Origin of the sequence: Escherichia sp. E2586 (assembly GCF_005781105.1) — a bacterium.
Lineage (GTDB): Bacteria > Pseudomonadota > Gammaproteobacteria > Enterobacterales > Enterobacteriaceae > Escherichia.
In genome coordinates, this window is the sequence record NZ_VATN01000002.1 from 149,742 (window position 1) to 166,830 (window position 17,089).

At 51.7% G+C, this 17,089-nt stretch carries 17 protein-coding genes; 8 read left to right on the forward strand and 9 right to left on the reverse strand.

The features are described from left to right. Window positions 1–42: 42 nt before the first annotated feature. From hyi to allA, 4 genes are all read right to left on the reverse strand, one after another. Window positions 43–819 carry a hydroxypyruvate isomerase gene (hyi, locus tag FEK50_RS02045; protein WP_131161005.1) on the reverse strand — a complete coding sequence of 259 codons (777 nt, stop codon included), beginning with the start codon at window positions 817–819 and terminating at the stop codon, window positions 43–45. Window positions 820–831: 12 nt separating this feature from the next. Next, the gene (gene gcl / locus FEK50_RS02050; RefSeq protein ID WP_131161004.1) at window positions 832–2,613 is read right to left on the reverse strand and encodes a glyoxylate carboligase; all 1,782 of its coding nucleotides are present in this window, start codon (window positions 2,611–2,613) and stop codon (window positions 832–834) included. A gap of 89 nt (window positions 2,614–2,702) precedes the next feature. Then, window positions 2,703–3,518 (reverse strand): HTH-type transcriptional repressor AllR, encoded by an 816-nt coding sequence (gene allR / locus FEK50_RS02055; protein ID WP_000141275.1) that lies wholly within the window; start codon window positions 3,516–3,518, stop codon window positions 2,703–2,705. Between the two features lie 77 nt (window positions 3,519–3,595). Continuing rightward, a complete protein-coding gene (gene allA / locus FEK50_RS02060) occupies window positions 3,596–4,078 on the reverse strand; it encodes an ureidoglycolate lyase (protein WP_130206359.1) in 483 nt (160 codons plus the stop codon). Between the two features lie 229 nt (window positions 4,079–4,307). Between allA and allS the strand changes: the two genes are divergently transcribed. Both allS and mnmH read left to right on the forward strand, forming a co-directional pair. Further along, entirely contained in the window at window positions 4,308–5,234 is a 927-nt protein-coding gene (allS, locus tag FEK50_RS02065; RefSeq protein ID WP_131161003.1) for an HTH-type transcriptional activator AllS, read from the forward strand. A gap of 68 nt (window positions 5,235–5,302) precedes the next feature. Continuing rightward, window positions 5,303–6,397 carry a tRNA 2-selenouridine(34) synthase MnmH gene (mnmH, locus tag FEK50_RS02070; RefSeq protein ID WP_131161002.1) on the forward strand — a complete coding sequence of 365 codons (1,095 nt, stop codon included), beginning with the start codon at window positions 5,303–5,305 and terminating at the stop codon, window positions 6,395–6,397. 342 nt (window positions 6,398–6,739) lie between these two features. Here mnmH and ybbP read toward each other — a convergent pair whose 3' ends face one another. Both ybbP and ybbA read right to left on the reverse strand, forming a co-directional pair. Further along, window positions 6,740–9,154, reverse strand: a complete 2,415-nt coding sequence (ybbP, locus tag FEK50_RS02075) for a putative ABC transporter permease subunit YbbP (RefSeq protein ID WP_131161001.1) — start codon at window positions 9,152–9,154, stop codon at window positions 6,740–6,742. Next, a complete protein-coding gene (gene ybbA, locus FEK50_RS02080; protein ID WP_032237096.1) occupies window positions 9,151–9,837 on the reverse strand; it encodes a putative ABC transporter ATP-binding protein YbbA in 687 nt (228 codons plus the stop codon). The genes ybbP and ybbA overlap by 4 nt, the downstream gene beginning before the upstream one ends. On the opposite strand from ybbA, the gene tesA reads away from it, so the two are divergent. The 3 genes from tesA to cnoX are packed head-to-tail and all read left to right on the forward strand — an operon-like array spanning window position 9,808 to window position 12,145. After that, window positions 9,808–10,431 carry a multifunctional acyl-CoA thioesterase I/protease I/lysophospholipase L1 gene (gene tesA / locus FEK50_RS02085; protein WP_001295836.1) on the forward strand — a complete coding sequence of 208 codons (624 nt, stop codon included), beginning with the start codon at window positions 9,808–9,810 and terminating at the stop codon, window positions 10,429–10,431. The genes ybbA and tesA overlap by 30 nt on opposite strands. Further along, window positions 10,421–11,230 carry an NADP(+)-dependent aldehyde reductase gene (ybbO, locus tag FEK50_RS02090; protein ID WP_130206351.1) on the forward strand — a complete coding sequence of 270 codons (810 nt, stop codon included), beginning with the start codon at window positions 10,421–10,423 and terminating at the stop codon, window positions 11,228–11,230. Before tesA ends, ybbO begins: the two co-directional genes overlap by 11 nt. Before the next feature lie 60 nt (window positions 11,231–11,290). Further along, window positions 11,291–12,145: a chaperedoxin gene (gene cnoX / locus FEK50_RS02095; RefSeq protein ID WP_016159169.1), complete on the forward strand. Its 855-nt coding sequence runs from the start codon at window positions 11,291–11,293 to the stop codon at window positions 12,143–12,145. 62 nt (window positions 12,146–12,207) lie between these two features. Here cnoX and fetB read toward each other — a convergent pair whose 3' ends face one another. Beyond that, a complete protein-coding gene (gene fetB / locus FEK50_RS02100) occupies window positions 12,208–12,987 on the reverse strand; it encodes an iron export ABC transporter permease subunit FetB (RefSeq protein WP_130206349.1) in 780 nt (259 codons plus the stop codon). Further along, window positions 12,974–13,651, reverse strand: coding sequence for an iron ABC transporter ATP-binding protein FetA (gene fetA, locus FEK50_RS02105; RefSeq protein WP_131161000.1), 678 nt, complete (start codon window positions 13,649–13,651; stop codon window positions 12,974–12,976). The genes fetB and fetA overlap by 14 nt, the downstream gene beginning before the upstream one ends. Window positions 13,652–13,796: 145 nt before the next feature. On the opposite strand from fetA, the gene FEK50_RS02110 reads away from it, so the two are divergent. Beyond that, on the forward strand, window positions 13,797–14,714 hold the full coding sequence (locus FEK50_RS02110) for an SPFH domain-containing protein (RefSeq protein WP_000904498.1): 918 nt from the start codon (window positions 13,797–13,799) through the stop codon (window positions 14,712–14,714). Then, window positions 14,711–15,169, forward strand: coding sequence for an NfeD family protein (locus FEK50_RS02115; RefSeq protein WP_130260279.1), 459 nt, complete (start codon window positions 14,711–14,713; stop codon window positions 15,167–15,169). Before FEK50_RS02110 ends, FEK50_RS02115 begins: the two co-directional genes overlap by 4 nt. Before the next feature lie 151 nt (window positions 15,170–15,320). Here the strand turns inward: FEK50_RS02115 and FEK50_RS02120 are convergent, their stop codons facing one another. After that, window positions 15,321–15,683, reverse strand: a complete 363-nt coding sequence (locus FEK50_RS02120; RefSeq protein ID WP_001001643.1) for a hypothetical protein — start codon at window positions 15,681–15,683, stop codon at window positions 15,321–15,323. A 365-nt stretch (window positions 15,684–16,048) separates the two neighbouring features. On the opposite strand from FEK50_RS02120, the gene FEK50_RS02125 reads away from it, so the two are divergent. Continuing rightward, complete coding sequence (locus tag FEK50_RS02125) at window positions 16,049–17,065, forward strand: YadA family autotransporter adhesin (RefSeq protein ID WP_130206343.1); 1,017 nt, start codon at window positions 16,049–16,051, stop codon at window positions 17,063–17,065. Window positions 17,066–17,089: the final 24 nt, after the last annotated feature.

Genomic DNA, 17,089 nt, shown 5'->3' on the forward strand with positions numbered 1-17,089 from the left:
ACCAGCCAGGTATTAAAAACCTTGTCTGCAGCATATTTTAATTTAGCAGTAAGGGGTAATCCACGCTAATCCCTCTTCCGTAGTGGTCTTCGGTTTATATTCACATCCTACCCACCCATCGTAGTTTGATTGCGCAATTACCGTAAAGAGATATTCGTAATTAATTTCTCCGGTTCCCGGTTCGCCGCGATGTGGATTATCGGCAATTTGCAGGTGACCAATTTTATCGGCCCACTGAGTCATGGTATTGGTTAATTCACCTTCCATCCGCTGCATGTGATAAATGTCATACTGAATTTTCAAATTGCAGCAACCAACATCATCAATCAATTTCAGCGCCTGCCGAGTTCCGGTGAGATGGAAACCAGGAATATCAAAATGGTTAATAGGTTCAATCAGTAATAAAATATCTTCTTTCATCAGCATATTCGCGGCATAACGCAGGTTTTCTACAAGCGTTGCGTGAATCTGTTCACTGCTGAAACCAGCCGGCGTTTTACCGACCAGACAGTTAATTTTTTTATTACCCAATGCACGAGCATAACGAATCGCTGCTGCTACGCCATCCCGAAACTCTTCTTCACGGCCAGGAATACAGGCAATACCCCGCTCGCCCGCCGCCCAGTCACCTGCCGGTAAATTGTGCAACGTATGCTCGAGTTTATTACTCGCCAGCACCTGTTTTAATTCTTCAATGTCGTAGTCATAAGGGAACATAAATTCAACGCCGCGAAAACCACACTGTGCAGCTTTCTCAAAACGGGCGAGAAAATCATATTCACCAAATAACATCGATAAATTAGCAGAGAAACGTAACATTATTTATCTCCCTTATTCATAGTGCATGAAGCAGGTTTCAGTCGGTGCATCCGCTGCGTTATCGGCGATATCTTCAAATTCCATGACGTTATCCAGTTCACTGCCCATCGAAATATTGGTTACACGTTCCAGCATAATTTCCACCACCACCGGGACACGGTACTGCGCCATTAAGGCTTTCGCCTGTTCAAAGGCTGGAGCAATATCTTCCGGTTTGAAAACGCGAATCGCTTTACAACCTAAACCTTCCGCTACTTTCACGTGGTCAACGCCATAACCGTTCACATCACTGGAGTTAATATTTTCGAACGCGAGCTGTACGCAGTAATCCATATCAAATGCGCGTTGTGACTGACGAATCAGGCCGAGATAGGCGTTATTCACCAGCACATGGATGTACGGAATGTTGAACTGTGCGCCAACGGCTAATTCTTCAATCAGGAACTGGAAGTCGAAGTCACCGGAAATCGCCACCACATTACGTTCTGGATCAGCAGCACACACGCCCAGCGCAGCCGGAATGGTCCAGCCCAGCGGGCCTGCCTGACCACAGTTGATCCAGTGACGGTCTTTAAAGACATGCAGCATTTGCGCCGCAGCGATTTGTGACAGGCCGATGGTGGTGACATAGCAAACATCACGTCCAAAGGCTTTGTTCATCTCTTCATACACGCGCTGCGGTTTCACCGGCACGTTGTCGAAATGGGTTTTGCGCAGCAAAGTGCGTTTGCGCTGCTGGCACTCAGCAACCCACTCTTTACGACACGGCAGACGACCCGCTTTTTGCATCTCCTGGGCCACTTCAACCAGCAGCGTCAGCGCCGCTTTGGCGTCGGAGACAATGCCGAGATCCGGACACAGCACGCGGCCAATTTGCGTCGGTTCAATATCGATATGAACGATTTTGCGCCCTTCGGTGTATTTCTCTACCGAACCGGTATGACGGTTAGCAAAACGGTTACCGATACCAAACACCATGTCCGACGCCAGCAACGTTGCGTTACCGTAACGATGCGCGGTTTGCAGACCCACCATCCCGGCCATCAGTTCGTGATCGTCCGGAATACAGCCCCAGCCCATCAGCGTTGGGATCACCGGAACGCTGGTCAGTTCGGCAAACTGTTGTAACAGCGCCGCGGCATCGGCGTTGATCACCCCGCCCCCGGCAACAATCACCGGACGTTCGGCCTGAATTAACATTTCTACCGCTTTTTCGATCTGCATACGGCTGGCTGCAGGTTTGTAGACTGGCAGCGGTTCGTACATATCAGGATCAAACTCGATTTCCGCAACCTGAACGTCGAACGGTAAATCCACCATTACCGGACCCGGACGCCCAGAACGCATCAGGTGAAATGCCTGTTGCAGCACACGAGGCACCAGCGCCGCTTCACGAACTGTAACCGCCATTTTGCTGACCGGTTTAGCAATTGCTTCAATATCTACGGCCTGAAAATCTTCTTTATGCAGACGGGCTCTCGGTGCCTGGCCGGTGATGCACAAAATAGGAATGGAATCAGCAGAAGCGGAATAGAGCGCGGTGATCATGTCAGTGCCTGCTGGTCCCGAAGTTCCCAAACAAACGCCGATATTCCCAGCCGTTGCGCGGGTATAGCCTTCCGCCATGTGCGACGCACCTTCCACGTGACGCGCCAGAATGTGACGAATACCGCCGTGCTTACGCATCGCTGAGTAGAACGGATTGATTGCAGCTCCCGGAACGCCGAAGGCGGTGGTGATACCTTCTTTCTCCAGCACATACATTGCCGCGTCAACGGCTCTCATTTTTGCCATTTTATTCCTACCTCTATTAATTGGAAAAATTTTCCAACTTTCAAATTTTGTCAAAAAAACCCGCTCCGCAGAGCGGGATGCGACAGACACTATGGATGTGCTTTCAGTCCCAACGCCGTGCTGATATCGCGGGCGGTGTCTCTGACCAGCTCACCCTGACTGACAAAACGATCTTCTGTCAGTCTTGATGAAGGCCCGGAGATGGAGATAGCGGCAACAACACTACCTACATCATCGTAAATTGCAGAAGCTATGCAATTCAGGCCTACAACATGCTCTTCTTTATCTACGGTATAGCCCAGTTCACGCGCTTGTTCCAGGTCCTTCAGCAAGGTAGGCATATCCACAAGCGTCGTTGGCGTAAACTGCTGCAAACCGGTTTGCAGAATGATGCTCATCAACTCCTCTTCCGCCAGCGGATAAAGCAGCGCCTTGCCCGCACCGGAAGCATGCAGCGGCAGACGACTGCCCAGCGGCGCACACATCCTGACCATCGATTTACACTCTAACTGACCAATTAATACCGCTTCATTGCCGTTACGAATCGCGACATTGACCGTCTCGCCGGAAAGCAGCATCAGGCGGCGCATAAACGGCCCGGCAACGGAGAGGACATCACGGTTATGGATGTACGCCGCGCCGACGTTAAAGACACCTAATCCTATATGCCACCAGCCTAACTGACTGTCCTGATAGACAAAATCCGCTGCCTGTAAAACCTTTAACAGGCGAAAGGTCGTCGAGAGCGGCAAATCCAGATTGAGAGAAATATCGCTAACCGACGAACTTCCTCCACTTTTTTCCAGATATTGCAGAATCGCAATTCCCCGCTCTAACGCCTGTGCGCCCTTCTGTGCCACAGGCTCCGCCTGTCCTGGCCTGCCGCGCCGTCTAACTTCCGTCATACCTACGTTAACTCCGACCTACAAGTGAGCATAAACAATGAACAATTAGTTTATCTTATGCAAGTCGGTTGCAGGCGTCACGCAAAACAGAGTTCCTGCTCAGGAATACTTTCAACATCACAGTTGTCACTGCCGCCGCGATCGATAGTCAGAAAATCGGTGACGCGCTGCCAGGCGAAAAGCGGGTGATGCCAGACGTTACGATGATAATTCACCCCCTGCTCACCGTTGGTGATAAACGCCCGCAGCGTTGACAGGTCTGGTTTATCGTCACCTGACGCCACGACCACTACAAACACTTCACCTTTCATCGGGATAAATGCCTGAGTACCCAGCGGATGACGTTCGAGTTCGTGGATGGTCAGCGGCAGATTCGCCGGTTGCGCGCGGTTAATGCTGATAAGCGTACGGTCTTGCTCAAGAATCTCAACCAGCGCCAAATCGTGATAGCGCTCCACCAGGCCATTGTTAATATGGAAAAAATCCCGTTGCTGCGTTTCGATAACGTCGCCATAAGCACAGAAGGCTTCCTGACTTAACGGTAATACCTGAAGTTTCATCTTTTTGTCCTTGTAACATAATTCCGTTCAACCACCGCCGACCGATCAGCCAGGTTTCAATAACAGGCAATCTAAAACCTTAAGAGAACAACATCAATACAAAAGTTGGAATATTTTTCCAAAACTAGATTTAGCCCACAAATCACGCAGGGTTATCATGTGAAAATACAGGTAAATCAAAGGACAGGAAAATCACGCAACCTGCGGATTTAAAAGGGGATACCTGAAGATGTTTGATCCAGAAACTTTGCGGACTTTCATTGCTGTTGCCGAAACGGGAAGTTTTTCAAAAGCGGCAGAACGATTATGTAAAACGACGGCGACCATCAGTTATCGCATTAAGCTTCTGGAAGAGAATACCGGAGTAGCGCTGTTTTTCCGCACGACTCGCAGCGTGACGTTGACAGCGGCTGGCGAACATCTGCTTTGTCAGGCCAGAGACTGGCTGAGTTGGCTGGAAAGCATGCCGAGCGAGCTACAACAGGTGAATGATGGCGTGGAACGCCAGGTGAATATCGTCATCAACAACCTGCTCTATAATTCCGAGGCCGTCGCCCAGTTGCTGGCGTGGTTGAATGAACGTTACCCCTTTACCCAGTTTCACATCTCCCGACAAATCTATATGGGCGTCTGGGACTCGCTATTGTACGAAGGTTTTTCACTGGCTATCGGCGTCACGGGAACAGAAGCACTGGCAAATACTTTTAGCCTTGATCCCTTAGGTTCGGTGCAATGGCGCTTTGTCATGGCGGCAGATCATCCACTGGCAAAGGTTGAAGAGCCGCTAACAGAAGCGCAATTGCGGCGCTTTCCGGCGGTCAATATTGAAGACAGCGCCCGCACCTTAACCAAACGCGTCGCCTGGCGTTTGCCGGGACAAAAAGAGATTATTGTTCCTGATATGGAAACGAAAATCGCCGCCCATCTGGCGGGCGTTGGCATTGGTTTTTTGCCAAAATCACTTTGCCAGTCGATGATTGATAATCAACAACTGGTCAGCCGGGTCATCCCGACGATGCGCCCGCCTTCGCCATTGAGTCTGGCATGGCGTAAATTTGGCAGCGGCAAAGCGGTGGAAGATATTGTGGCCTTATTTACCCAGCGCAGGCCGGAAATCAGTGGATTTTTAGAAATTTTCGGCAACTCACACAGTTAAAAATCAAGTTTCCTTGCGCGTTGGCGCGTAAAATAGCGCGCAAGCTGATTTGAGGTTCACTTTTTACTATGCAAGAGAGACACACGGAACAGGACTATCGTGCCCTGCTGATTGCTGATACGCCCATTATTGATGTTCGCGCCCCCATCGAGTTTGAGCAAGGCGCAATGCCCGCCGCTATCAATCTGCCGTTAATGAATAATGATGAACGCGCCGCCGTTGGCACCTGCTATAAACAGCAAGGGTCTGACGCGGCGCTGGCGCTGGGGCATAAACTGGTGGCGGGTGAAATTCGTCAGCAGCGCATGGAGGCCTGGCGGGCAGCGTGTCTGCAAAATCCGCAAGGTATTCTCTGCTGTGCCCGTGGCGGTCAACGTTCACATATTGTGCAACGCTGGCTGCATGAAGCGGGGATTGATTATCCGCTGGTGGAAGGCGGTTATAAGGTACTGCGCCAGACTGCGATTCAGGCGACCATTGAACTGGCACAAAAACCGATAGTGCTGATTGGCGGTTGTACTGGCAGCGGTAAAACGCTGTTAGTGCAACAACAGCCGAACGGTGTTGATCTGGAAGGGCTGGCGCGCCATCGCGGTTCTGCTTTTGGTCGCACATTGCAGCCGCAACTTAGTCAGGCGAGTTTTGAAAACCTGCTGGCTGCCGAAATGCTAAAAACAGACGCCCGTCAGGATCTGCGCCTGTGGGTGCTGGAAGATGAAAGCCGGATGATCGGTTCGAATCACCTGCCGGAATGCCTGCGCGAGCGAATGACTCAGGCGGCGATTGCGGTGGTAGAAGATCCGTTTGAGATCCGTCTTGAACGCCTGAACGAAGAGTATTTCTTGCGTATGCATCATGATTTTACCCACGCGTACGGCGACGAACAGGGCTGGCAGGAGTATTGCGAATACCTGCATCATGGGCTTTCAGCGATTAAGCGTCGGCTGGGGCTACAGCGCTATAACGAACTGGCTGCAAGGCTGGATGCAGCGCTGACAACGCAACTCTCAACCGGCACAACCGACGGTCATCTGGCCTGGCTGGTGCCGCTGCTTGAAGAGTATTACGACCCGATGTATCGCTATCAGCTTGAGAAAAAAGCGGAAAAAGTTGTCTTTCGCGGTGAGTGGGCGGAAGTGGCGGAATGGGTTAAGGCGCGGTGATGGGCGGTATTCTGAAACGGCGATTGTCGTGAAAACAGAATGGTTGCACCAGAATACAGATATAAAAAAACCGACATGACAGTCGGTTTTTTTATTTTTCCGCCCAAGACTTGGTGGTTCCGGGCAGAAATGAAACAGTCCTCATCTAGCAAGTGAATTATAAGTCAGGATGCCTACATATTCAAACAGCTATGTTGGCGATACAATCCCGACGCTAGTAGCAAGACTGCCGGATGCGGCGTAAACGCCTTATCCGGCCTACACAATCTTGCAAAATCAATATATTGCACGATCCTCGTAGGCCTGATAAGCGTAGCGCATCAGGCAATCTAACGCCTGTCATCACCCCGCAAACTGCCTGAACAGCGCCTTACCCTTAACCAGTCGCGCGCCGAGCCAGCCGCCGCAAAGTGACAGCAGCAGTGCACCGCTGCACGGCAGCACAATCCACAACCGCCAGTCCGGTTCCCACGGGAAGTCGAACACTTTCGCCTGCAACACTGCCAGCGCCGTTTCCGCACCAGTTGCGGCCACCAGACCAGAAACAAACCCGAGCATGGCGAACTCACTCCACAATGTTGTGCGCAGCAGTTTTTTGCCCGCGCCTAGGGTGCGCCACACCACCAGCTCCTGATGACGCTGACGCATTCCCACCTGCACCTGTGCCAGCAACAGCAACATACCGCAGGCGGTGACCAGCACTACCATCACTTCCAGCGCCCGACTTACCTGCTCCAGCACCTGACCGACCTGTTTTAAAATCGCGCCAATGTCTAACAGGCTAATGGTCGGGAACTGACGGTTGAGTTGCGTCAACATGCCGTTGCCATTCTCCCAGCGGAAACTGGTGAGCCAGCTTTGCGGCTGTCCATCCAGCGCCCCTTCAGGGAAAATAAAATAGAAATTAGGCCGCAGACTTTCCCAGTCCACTTTGCGCAGGCTGGTCACTTTAGCGCGGAACTCCTGGGTATCGCCCATAAAAGTCACGGTATCGCCGAGGGCAACGTTTAAGCGTTTCGCCAGCCCCTCTTCCATCGACACTTCATCGGCTTTTGGCGGCCAGTTACCGGCGACAATCGGATTATGATCGGGCCGCGTATTTTGCCAGGTAAGATTGAGTTCGCGGTTAAGCGCCTCATCGTCATTACCTTCTGTCGGCTTGTCGTTAATCGCCGTCAGCCGCGCCCGCACCACCGGATAAAACGATTCCGGGACTATCTGATGTTCCGCGAGGAACGCTTTTAGCGGCGTAACCTGTTCTGTGGCGATGTTGATTAAAAAGTAGTTCGGGCTTTCTGGCGGTAGCTGCTGCTGCCAGCGGTCGAGCAGATCGCCACGCAACACTAGCAGCAGCGCCAGCAGCATAAAGGAGAGCGAAAAAGCCGAAAGCTGGCTTAACGTTGACCACGGCTGACGTAACAGGCGGCTGACCGCCAGGCGCAGAGGCAGCGATTTCAGCGTCATGCGGCGAAGTACATTCAGCAGCATCCAGCCCAGCACACCGCACAGCAAAGCCAGCACCACCGCGCCCGCCAGCACCGCCCACAGCAGCATACTGCCGCCCATCAGCCCGACGAGCAGCAGCACAACCACCACAGTGACAACCGGCAGATAAAACTTCAGCGGCCAGACGTTCGCTACCACATCATTACGTAGTACGCGTAAAGGCTGCGTTGCCAGCAACAGGCGGTACGGTCGTAGCCCCACCAGCAGCGAGATGACTGTCATGGTGCCGAGCGCCCACAGCCACGGCCAGAGGCTGGCAGGCGGTAGTGCGGCAGGCAGAACGGGCTTGAGCAGTACCATCAATACGCTTTCGAACAACAGGCCAATCGCCCCGCCGGTAACGGCTGAAAGCACCAGAATCATCAACCACTGACCGACGATTAACTTACGCAGTTGCGCTCGCCCTGCCCCCAGCGTTTTGAGGATCGCCACCAGATCGTAGCGACTGCGACAGTAATGATTCATCGCCACCGCCACCGCAGCCACTGCCAGCAGCAAGGTCAGAAGCGCCGAAAGCAGCAGGAACTGTTGCGAGCGTTCCATCGAGCGCCCCAGCGCGCCTTCGTCCTGTTCCAGACCGTACCAGCGTTGTTCGGGTTTAAGCTGGGGTAACAGCCATTTCTCATAGCCGTCGAGCTGATTCTCGCTGCCACCAAATTTATAGCGCCAGGTGACCCGACTCCCCGGCTGCACGGCTCCGGTTTTATCGACATCCGCCAGATTCATCATCAGGCGTGGGGCTATCTGGAAGGGGTTAAAACCGGAATCCGGTTCCTGAATCACTTCTCCGGCGATCCGCAGCGTGGCATCGCCCACGTCGATGGTATCGCCGATTTTCAGGTTAAGCAGTGCCATCAGGTGTGGGGCCAGCAACACGCTGCCCGCCTGCGGTTTCAGGCCAGGGGGATTAGTTTGCAGATCGCCATACATCGGGTAGATCTCATCCACCGCTTTGACGTTCGCCAGCTGCGGTGTGTCGCCTGCAAATGTCATCGTGGCGAAAGTCAGCTGCTTGCCGACTTTCAGGCCGCGCTTTTGCGCTTCCTCCAGCCACGCTTGCGGCACTTCGCGCGAACTGCGCAACGCCCGATCGCCCGCCATAAACTCCCGGCTTTGCTGGCTTAAACCTTTCTCCATGCGATCGCTGATATTGCCCAGCGCCAGCACGCAGGCCACCGCCAGGCTTAGCGCCAGCCAGACAATTAATAGCGACGGCGAGCGCCATTCGCGCCAGAACCAACGTGCAATCATGCTTCCTCCTGCAACTGCCCGTTCACCAGCCGTAAGCAGCGGTCGCAGCGTGCCGCCAGTTGCAGGTCGTGGGTCACCATAATCAACGTGGTGCCATGCTCACGGTTAAGGGAAAACAGCAGGTCGGCAATTTTATCGCCCGTCTGGCGGTCAAGGTTGCCGGTAGGTTCATCAGCAAATAGCACATCTGGCCGACCGTTAAAGGCACGCGCCAGCGCGACACGTTGCTGTTCGCCGCCGGAAAGCTGTGCCGGAAGATGATCAAGACGTTTGCCCAGCCCTAACTGTTCGAGCAATGCTTTCGCCCCGTTACGACTTTCCGCGCTACTCTCACCGCGCAGCAGCGCCGGAAGCTCGACGTTTTCCAGCGCGTTAAGGGTCGGAATTAACATAAATGACTGAAAAACAAAGCCTACATGCTTCGCGCGCAACTTTGCCCGCGCTTCTTCGTCCATATTATGTAGCGGTTGTCCTACCAGATTCACTTCGCCACTGCTGCCGTCATCCAGCCCGGCGAGGATCGCCAGCAAGGTTGACTTACCCGATCCCGACTCGCCCACCAGCGCGATGGTTTCGCCACGTTTGACAACCAGCTCAACTCCGGTGAGGATGGAGAGTTCATGCTCCCCCTGACCGACGGACTTCTTAAGATGATGAACTTCAACAATGTTTTCCGCTGGCATTTGCCCTTCCTGTTCCTGGTCCTGTTAACTTTCCGTGCCGCCGCAGCGGACACGTTATTAATTCTGGGTGATAGCCTGAGCGCCGGGTATCGAATGTCTGCCAGCGCGGCCTGGCCTGCCTTGTTGAATGATAAGTGGCAGAGCAAAACGTCGGTAGTCAATGCCAGCATCAGCGGCGACACCTCGCAACAAGGGCTGGCGCGCCTTCCGGCTCTGCTGAAACAGCATCAGCCGCGCTGGGTGCTGGTTGAACTGGGCGGCAATGACGGTTTGCGTGGTTTTCAGCCACAACAAACCGAGCAAACGCTGCGCCAGATTTTGCAGGATGTCAAAGCCGCCAACGCTGAACCATTGTTAATGCAAATACGTCTGCCTGCAAACTATGGTCGCCGTTATAATGAAGCCTTTAGCGCCATTTACCCCAAACTCGCCAAAGAGTTTGATGTTCCGCTGCTGCCCTTTTTTATGGAAGAGGTCTACCTCAAGCCACAATGGATGCAGGATGACGGTATTCATCCCAACCGCGACGCCCAGCCGTTTATTGCCGACTGGATGGCGAAGCAGTTGCAGCCTTTAGTAAATCATGACTCATAAAGCAACGGAGATCCTGACAGGTAAAGTTATGCAAAAATCGGTCTTAATTACCGGATGTTCCAGTGGAATTGGCCTGGAAAGCGCGCTCGAATTAAAACGCCAGGGTTTTCATGTGCTGGCAGGTTGCCGGAAACCGGATGATGTTGAGCGCATGAACAATATGGGATTCACCGGCGTGTTGATCGATCTGGATTCGCCAGAAAGTGTTGATCGCGCAGCCGACGAAGTGATCGCCCTGACCGATAATTGTCTGTATGGGATCTTTAACAATGCCGGATTCGGCATGTATGGCCCCCTTTCCACCATCAGCCGTGCGCAGATGGAACAGCAGTTTTCCGCCAACTTTTTCGGCGCACACCAGCTCACCATGCGCCTGTTACCGGCTATGTTGCCGCACGGTGAAGGGCGTATTGTGATGACCTCATCGGTGATGGGATTAATCTCCACGCCGGGCCGCGGCGCTTACGCGGCCAGTAAATATGCGCTGGAGGCGTGGTCAGACGCACTGCGCATGGAACTGCGCCACAGCGGAATCAAGGTCAGCCTGGTTGAGCCAGGTCCCATTCGTACTCGTTTCACCGACAACGTCAACCAGACGCAAAGCGATAAACCGGTCGAAAACCCCGGCATCGCCGCCCGCTTTACGTTGGGGCCGGAAGCGGTGGTTGCCAAAGTGCGCCATGCTTTTATCAGCGAGAAGCCGAAGATGCGCTATCCGGTGACGCTGGTGACCTGGGCAGTCATGGTGCTTAAGCGCCTGCTGCCGGGGTGCGCGATGGACAAAATATTGCAGGGGTGAGTTGAAGCGCGCGCTTAAGCCCCCATGTCAAAGAAAATATCGACAACAGAGAGCGACTCCATGTCCGTAGAAAATATTGTCAACATTAACGAATCTAACCTGCAACAGGTTCTTGAACAGTCAATGACCACACCTGTGCTGTTCTATTTTTGGTCTGAACGTAGCCAGCACTGTTTGCAGTTAACCCCAATTCTGGAAAGCCTCGCGGCGCAGTACAACGGGCAATTTATTCTGGCGAAGCTGGACTGCGACGCTGAGCAGATGATTGCCTCCCAGTTTGGTCTGCGCGCGATTCCGACCGTGTATCTGTTCCAGAACGGGCAACCGGTAGACGGCTTCCAGGGGCCGCAACCGGAAGAGGCGATCCGCGCCCTGCTGGATAAAGTGCTGCCGCGTGAAGAAGAGCTGAAAGCGCAGCAGGCGATGCAACTGATGCAAGAAGGCAATTACACCGACGCCCTGCCATTGCTGAAAGACGCCTGGCAGTTGTCGAACCAGAACGGGGAGATCGGCCTGCTGCTGGCAGAAACGCTGATTGCGCTGAACCGTTCTGAAGATGCAGAAGCCGTGCTGAAAACCATTCCGTTGCAGGATCAGGACACCCGCTACCAGGGGCTGGTGGCGCAAATCGAACTGCTGAAGCAGGCGGCAGATACGCCGGAAATTCAACAGTTGCAACAGCAGGTGGCGGAGAACCCAGAAGATGCCGCACTGGCGACGCAACTGGCACTGCAACTGCATCAAGTTGGGCGCAATGAAGAGGCGCTGGAGTTACTGTTTGGGCATCTGCGTAAAGATCTCACCGCCGCAGACGGTCAGACGCGTAAAACGTTCCAGGAGATCCTCGCTGCGCTGGGTACGGGGGATGCACTGGCGTCGAAGTATCGCCGCCAGCTGTATGCGTTGTTGTATTGATTTTCCGTTGATCGGCGCATGAACCACAACGCCGGATGCGATGCTGCGCATCCGGCATCACATTATTTCTTCTTCAATTGCGTCACCACCAACTGGTGGCGCGAATTGTAAAATTTACGATAGGTTAAATAACAGGCAATAATGGTCGACAGGCTGGCGGTTGAGAGCAACATAAAGGTCACCATAATCTGATATTTAATCGCCTTCACTGGATCAATCCCGGCAAATATCAGCCCGGACATCATTCCCGGTAAACTCACTAAGCCAACCGTTTTTGCTGAATCGACCGTCGGAATTAAAGCCGCGCGAATACTGTCGCGAATCAATATCGCTGAAGCCTGTTTCGGCGTCGCCCCAAGACTCAGTTTCTCCTGAATCTGTTGCTGTTCGCTGATAAACCGCTGCCCGAGATTGTTATAACACAGCCCGACTGCCACCATCGCGTTACCGGCTATCATCCCGGCAATAGGGATCACCTGCATCGGGATAAATTCAATCGACCCTGAGAGAATCAGCACCGCCAGGGTAATTCCCGCCCCGACCGTAATGGCAATAAACGATGAGATAAACGCTTTAGCAATATATTTACTGCGTTTTTGCGCATTCCACGCCGCATTAAAGCAGATAAATAACACCATCAATAATGTCAGGCTGGCATCATCAACGCTGAAAATATATTTCAATACATAGCCGACAATAATCAGCTGAATTATCGCGCGCCCCACACTCCAGAGAATATCTTTCTCCAGCGCCAGTTTTTCTTTATGGCTAATTAAGATTGCGACAACCACCAGCATTAATGCCAGTGCCAGTGACTCGTTGGTAATATTATGCGTGTTCATAGCGTGCTTCCTGCATTTCTCCGGCATGCGGTTGCAGTGTAATCACTTTATCCGCATGATTAATTTCGTCTTTATCGTGCGTCACCCACAACACAGCAATATTTTGCTCACGTACATAGCGGTGGATCATCTCATTGACGTTGCGTTTGTTGCTTTCATCCAGCGCACTGGTGATTTCGTCGAGCAATAAAACCTTCGGCATAAATTGTAGGTTACGAATCAATGAGATGCGTTGTTTTTCACCACCAGATAGCTCGGCGATATTTTTCGTCAAAATGGTGTCAGGCAAGGAAAAACGTTCGAGAAAATCGAGAAAAATGGCCGGGTCAGGCTGCTGGTTACGGATCTGCCAGGGAAAGATCAGGTTATCGTAGACCGTGTCGCCAAACAGAGCCGGCGTCTGGGCGCAGTAAGAAACTTGTTGGCGATAGGTTTCTGGCTTTAGTGTGCTGACATCCTCACCTTCAAACAGTAACGTTCCGCAGGTCGGGCTGATTAATGAAGCAACTATTTTTAGTAGCGTACTTTTACCGCAGCCAGAAGGGCCGGTAATTAACTTAAATTCGCCAGCACGCAGCGAAAAATTGATGTTATTGAGAATCTTCGTATCGCCCGCCTGATATCCAACATTTTGCAGTTGGAGCAAAAGACTATTTTCCTGCATTACCCATCCCTTTTTCTGATTTTTACTAAAAACAGTTTATCCTCCGCAAGAATAAGGGGGAACTCTCTTTCAGTAATCAGGTATAATTTGTTTAATCAAGCAGCAACTTTGCTCTTTATGGACGGTACAACAGGAGGTTTTTCCGATGCTTATTTTTATCCCGATTCTCATTTTTGTCGCGCTGGTGATTGTTGGCGCGGGCGTCAAAATCGTGCCGCAGGGCTATCAGTGGACGGTAGAACGATTTGGTCGTTATACCAAAACGTTACAGCCGGGGCTAAGTCTGGTGGTGCCGTTTATGGACCGCATTGGTCGTAAGATCAATATGATGGAGCAAGTGCTCGACATCCCATCCCAGGAAGTTATCTCGAAAGATAACGCCAACGTCACTATCGACGCCGTTTGCTTTATTCAGGTGATTGATGCCCCGCGCGCGGCTTATGAAGTTAGCAATCTGGAACTGGCAATCATCAACCTGACCATGACCAACATCCGTACCGTTCTGGGTTCGATGGAACTTGATGAAATGCTCTCTCAGCGCGACAGCATTAACTCGCGTCTGCTGCATATTGTCGATGAAGCCACTAATCCGTGGGGGATAAAAGTCACCCGTATTGAAATTCGCGATGTGCGCCCACCGGCTGAACTTATCTCTTCAATGAACGCGCAGATGAAAGCGGAACGTACCAAACGCGCTTACATCCTTGAAGCAGAAGGGATTCGTCAGGCGGAAATTCTCAAAGCCGAAGGTGAAAAACAGTCACAAATCCTGAAAGCGGAAGGTGAACGTCAGTCGGCATTCTTACAGGCCGAAGCACGTGAACGTTCTGCCGAAGCGGAAGCCCGCGCGACCCAAATGGTGTCTGAAGCCATTGCTTCTGGTGACATTCAGGCGGTGAATTACTTCGTGGCGCAGAAATACACCGAAGCGTTACAGCAGATTGGTTCCTCCAGCAACAGCAAAGTGGTGATGATGCCATTAGACGCCAGCAGCCTGATGGGATCGATTGCCGGGATTGCTGAACTGGTGAAAGACAGCGCGAACGAGCGAAATAAATCATGATCGAGATGATAGTTATCCATCCGCATATTTTTTGGCTGAGTCTCGGCGGTCTGCTGCTGGCAGCCGAGATGTTGGGCGGCAATGGTTATCTGTTGTGGAGCGGTGTCGCGGCGGTGATTACTGGCCTGGTGGTCTGGTTGCTGCCGCTGGGTTGGGAGTGGCAAGGGGTGATGTTTGCCGTCCTGACGCTACTTGCCGCCTGGCTGTGGTGGAAATGGCTGGCACGAGGCGTGCGCGAACAAAAGCACAGTGACAGTCATTTAAACCAGCGCGGACAGCAATTGATCGGCAGACGATTTGTGCTGGAATCACCGTTAGTCAACGGGCGCGGTCATATGCGCGTCGGCGACAGTTCATGGCCCGTCAGCGCCAGCGAGGATCTCGGTGCAGGTACGCATGTTGAGGTGATTGCGATTGAAGGGATAACGCTGATCATCCGTGCGGTCATCGCCTGATGCGACGCTGACGCGTCTTATCATGCCTACAAATCTGTGCCTGAACGTAGGCCGGATAAGGCGTTTACGCCGCATCCGGCAGTCGCGCACCGACGCCTGATGCAACGCGGGCGCGTCGGCCGCCTCCGCCATATTAACTGGCATTGGCAAATTACTCGTCACTGCCTTTATTCATGTTTTTTTGGTCTTCATCCGGATAGTGTTTTTTTAGATATTCCAGGACGTTTTTATTGACCTTGTGTTGGGTATACACCCACCCTTTCCAGTAATCAGGCTGGTCCAGGTAAACTTCTGGCGGAATGGTGAAATCAGAAAGCGTTAACCATTCGGCTAACAGATCGGGGTTTCTCTTCTGGATCAACTGCAACAGCATGATCAGCGACATGGCAGAGGCAGGAGCCGTACTATCGCCGCTTAAATACTTCCACACCGTAGAGCGATTCGAACGAAAAAGGATGGGGAGCAGCGCCCTGTCCAGATTCATTTCATTAAAAATCTTCTCAAATTCATTCATTTAATTTTCCTGCCTGGCGTAAACCTCTTAAAAATTGAGATTTATCAAAGAAACGCATTCTAGCACACATCAGGAACAGCTTCACGTTTAGCCCAGAAACAACATTTATTTCGCTTATCAAAACAAGTCTTTACTCTTTTTTACATTGAAAGAGCACAAAATGATTTTCTATTTTATTTATATAAGAAACATTTTTTGTTTCTTATTGGTGGTGTTTACGCTTACACCAACCAAAAATGCACTTTACATCACACAAATGGCGGCGTAGATTTCGATTAAATTGCAACGTAGTTTATTTCTTAAAATAATATTATTTGTTTCTTATAGAAACACTAATGCGGCTTATTTTGCACGAGAGAAAATGAATGAAAACTGTAAACGTAGCTTTACTGGCACTCATAATTTCAGCAACATCCAGCCCTGTTGTTTTAGCTGGTGATACCATTGAAGCGGCGGCAACAGAGCTTTCAGCCATTAACTCTGGCATGTCGCAATCGGAGATTGAGCAGAAGATTACCCGCTTTTTAGAACGCACAGACAACAGCCCCGCTGCGTATACCTATTTGACTGAACATCACTACATCCCTTCTGAAACATCTGATACCACTCAGACTCCCCCTGTCCAGACAGATCCTGACGCAGGACAAAAAACCGTTGCCGCTACAGGTGATGTACAGACAACTGCCCGTTATCAGAGCATGATCAACGCCCGACAGTCTGCGGTAACTGATGCCCAGCAAACGCAAATTACAGAGCAACAGGCGCAGATCGTAGCCACACAAAAAACGCTCGCTGCGACTGGAGATACGCAAAATACCGCGCATTATCAGGAGATGATTAATGCCAGACTGGCGGCTCAAAATGAGGCTAATCAGCGCACTACCACTGAACAAGGGCAGAAAATGAATGCGCTGACAACCGATGTGGCAGCACAACAGCAAAATGAAAGGACTCAATACGATAAACAAATGCAAAGTCTGGCGCAGAAGTCAGCCCAGGCACATGAGCAAATTGAAAGTCTGAGACAAGATTCCGCACAAACGCAGCAACAGTTAACCAACACCCAAAACCGGGTCGCTGATAACAGCCAGCAGATTACAACGCTCAATAACAATTTCAGTTCGCTGAAAAACGAAGTTGAAGATAACCGTAAAGATGCTAATGCGGGGATCGCGTCAGCCATTGCCATTGCCTCACAGCCGCAGGTGAAAACCGGTGATTTAATGATGGTGTCAGCGGGAGCAGGAACGTTCAACGGTGAATCTGCGGTGTCTGTCGGAACATCTTTTAATGCAGGAATTCATACGGTAATTAAAGCGGGAGTCTCAGCGGATACACAATCTGATTTTGGCGCAGGTGTCGGCGTGGGATATTCGTTCTAATTTTAATAGCAATTTCTTATTCGC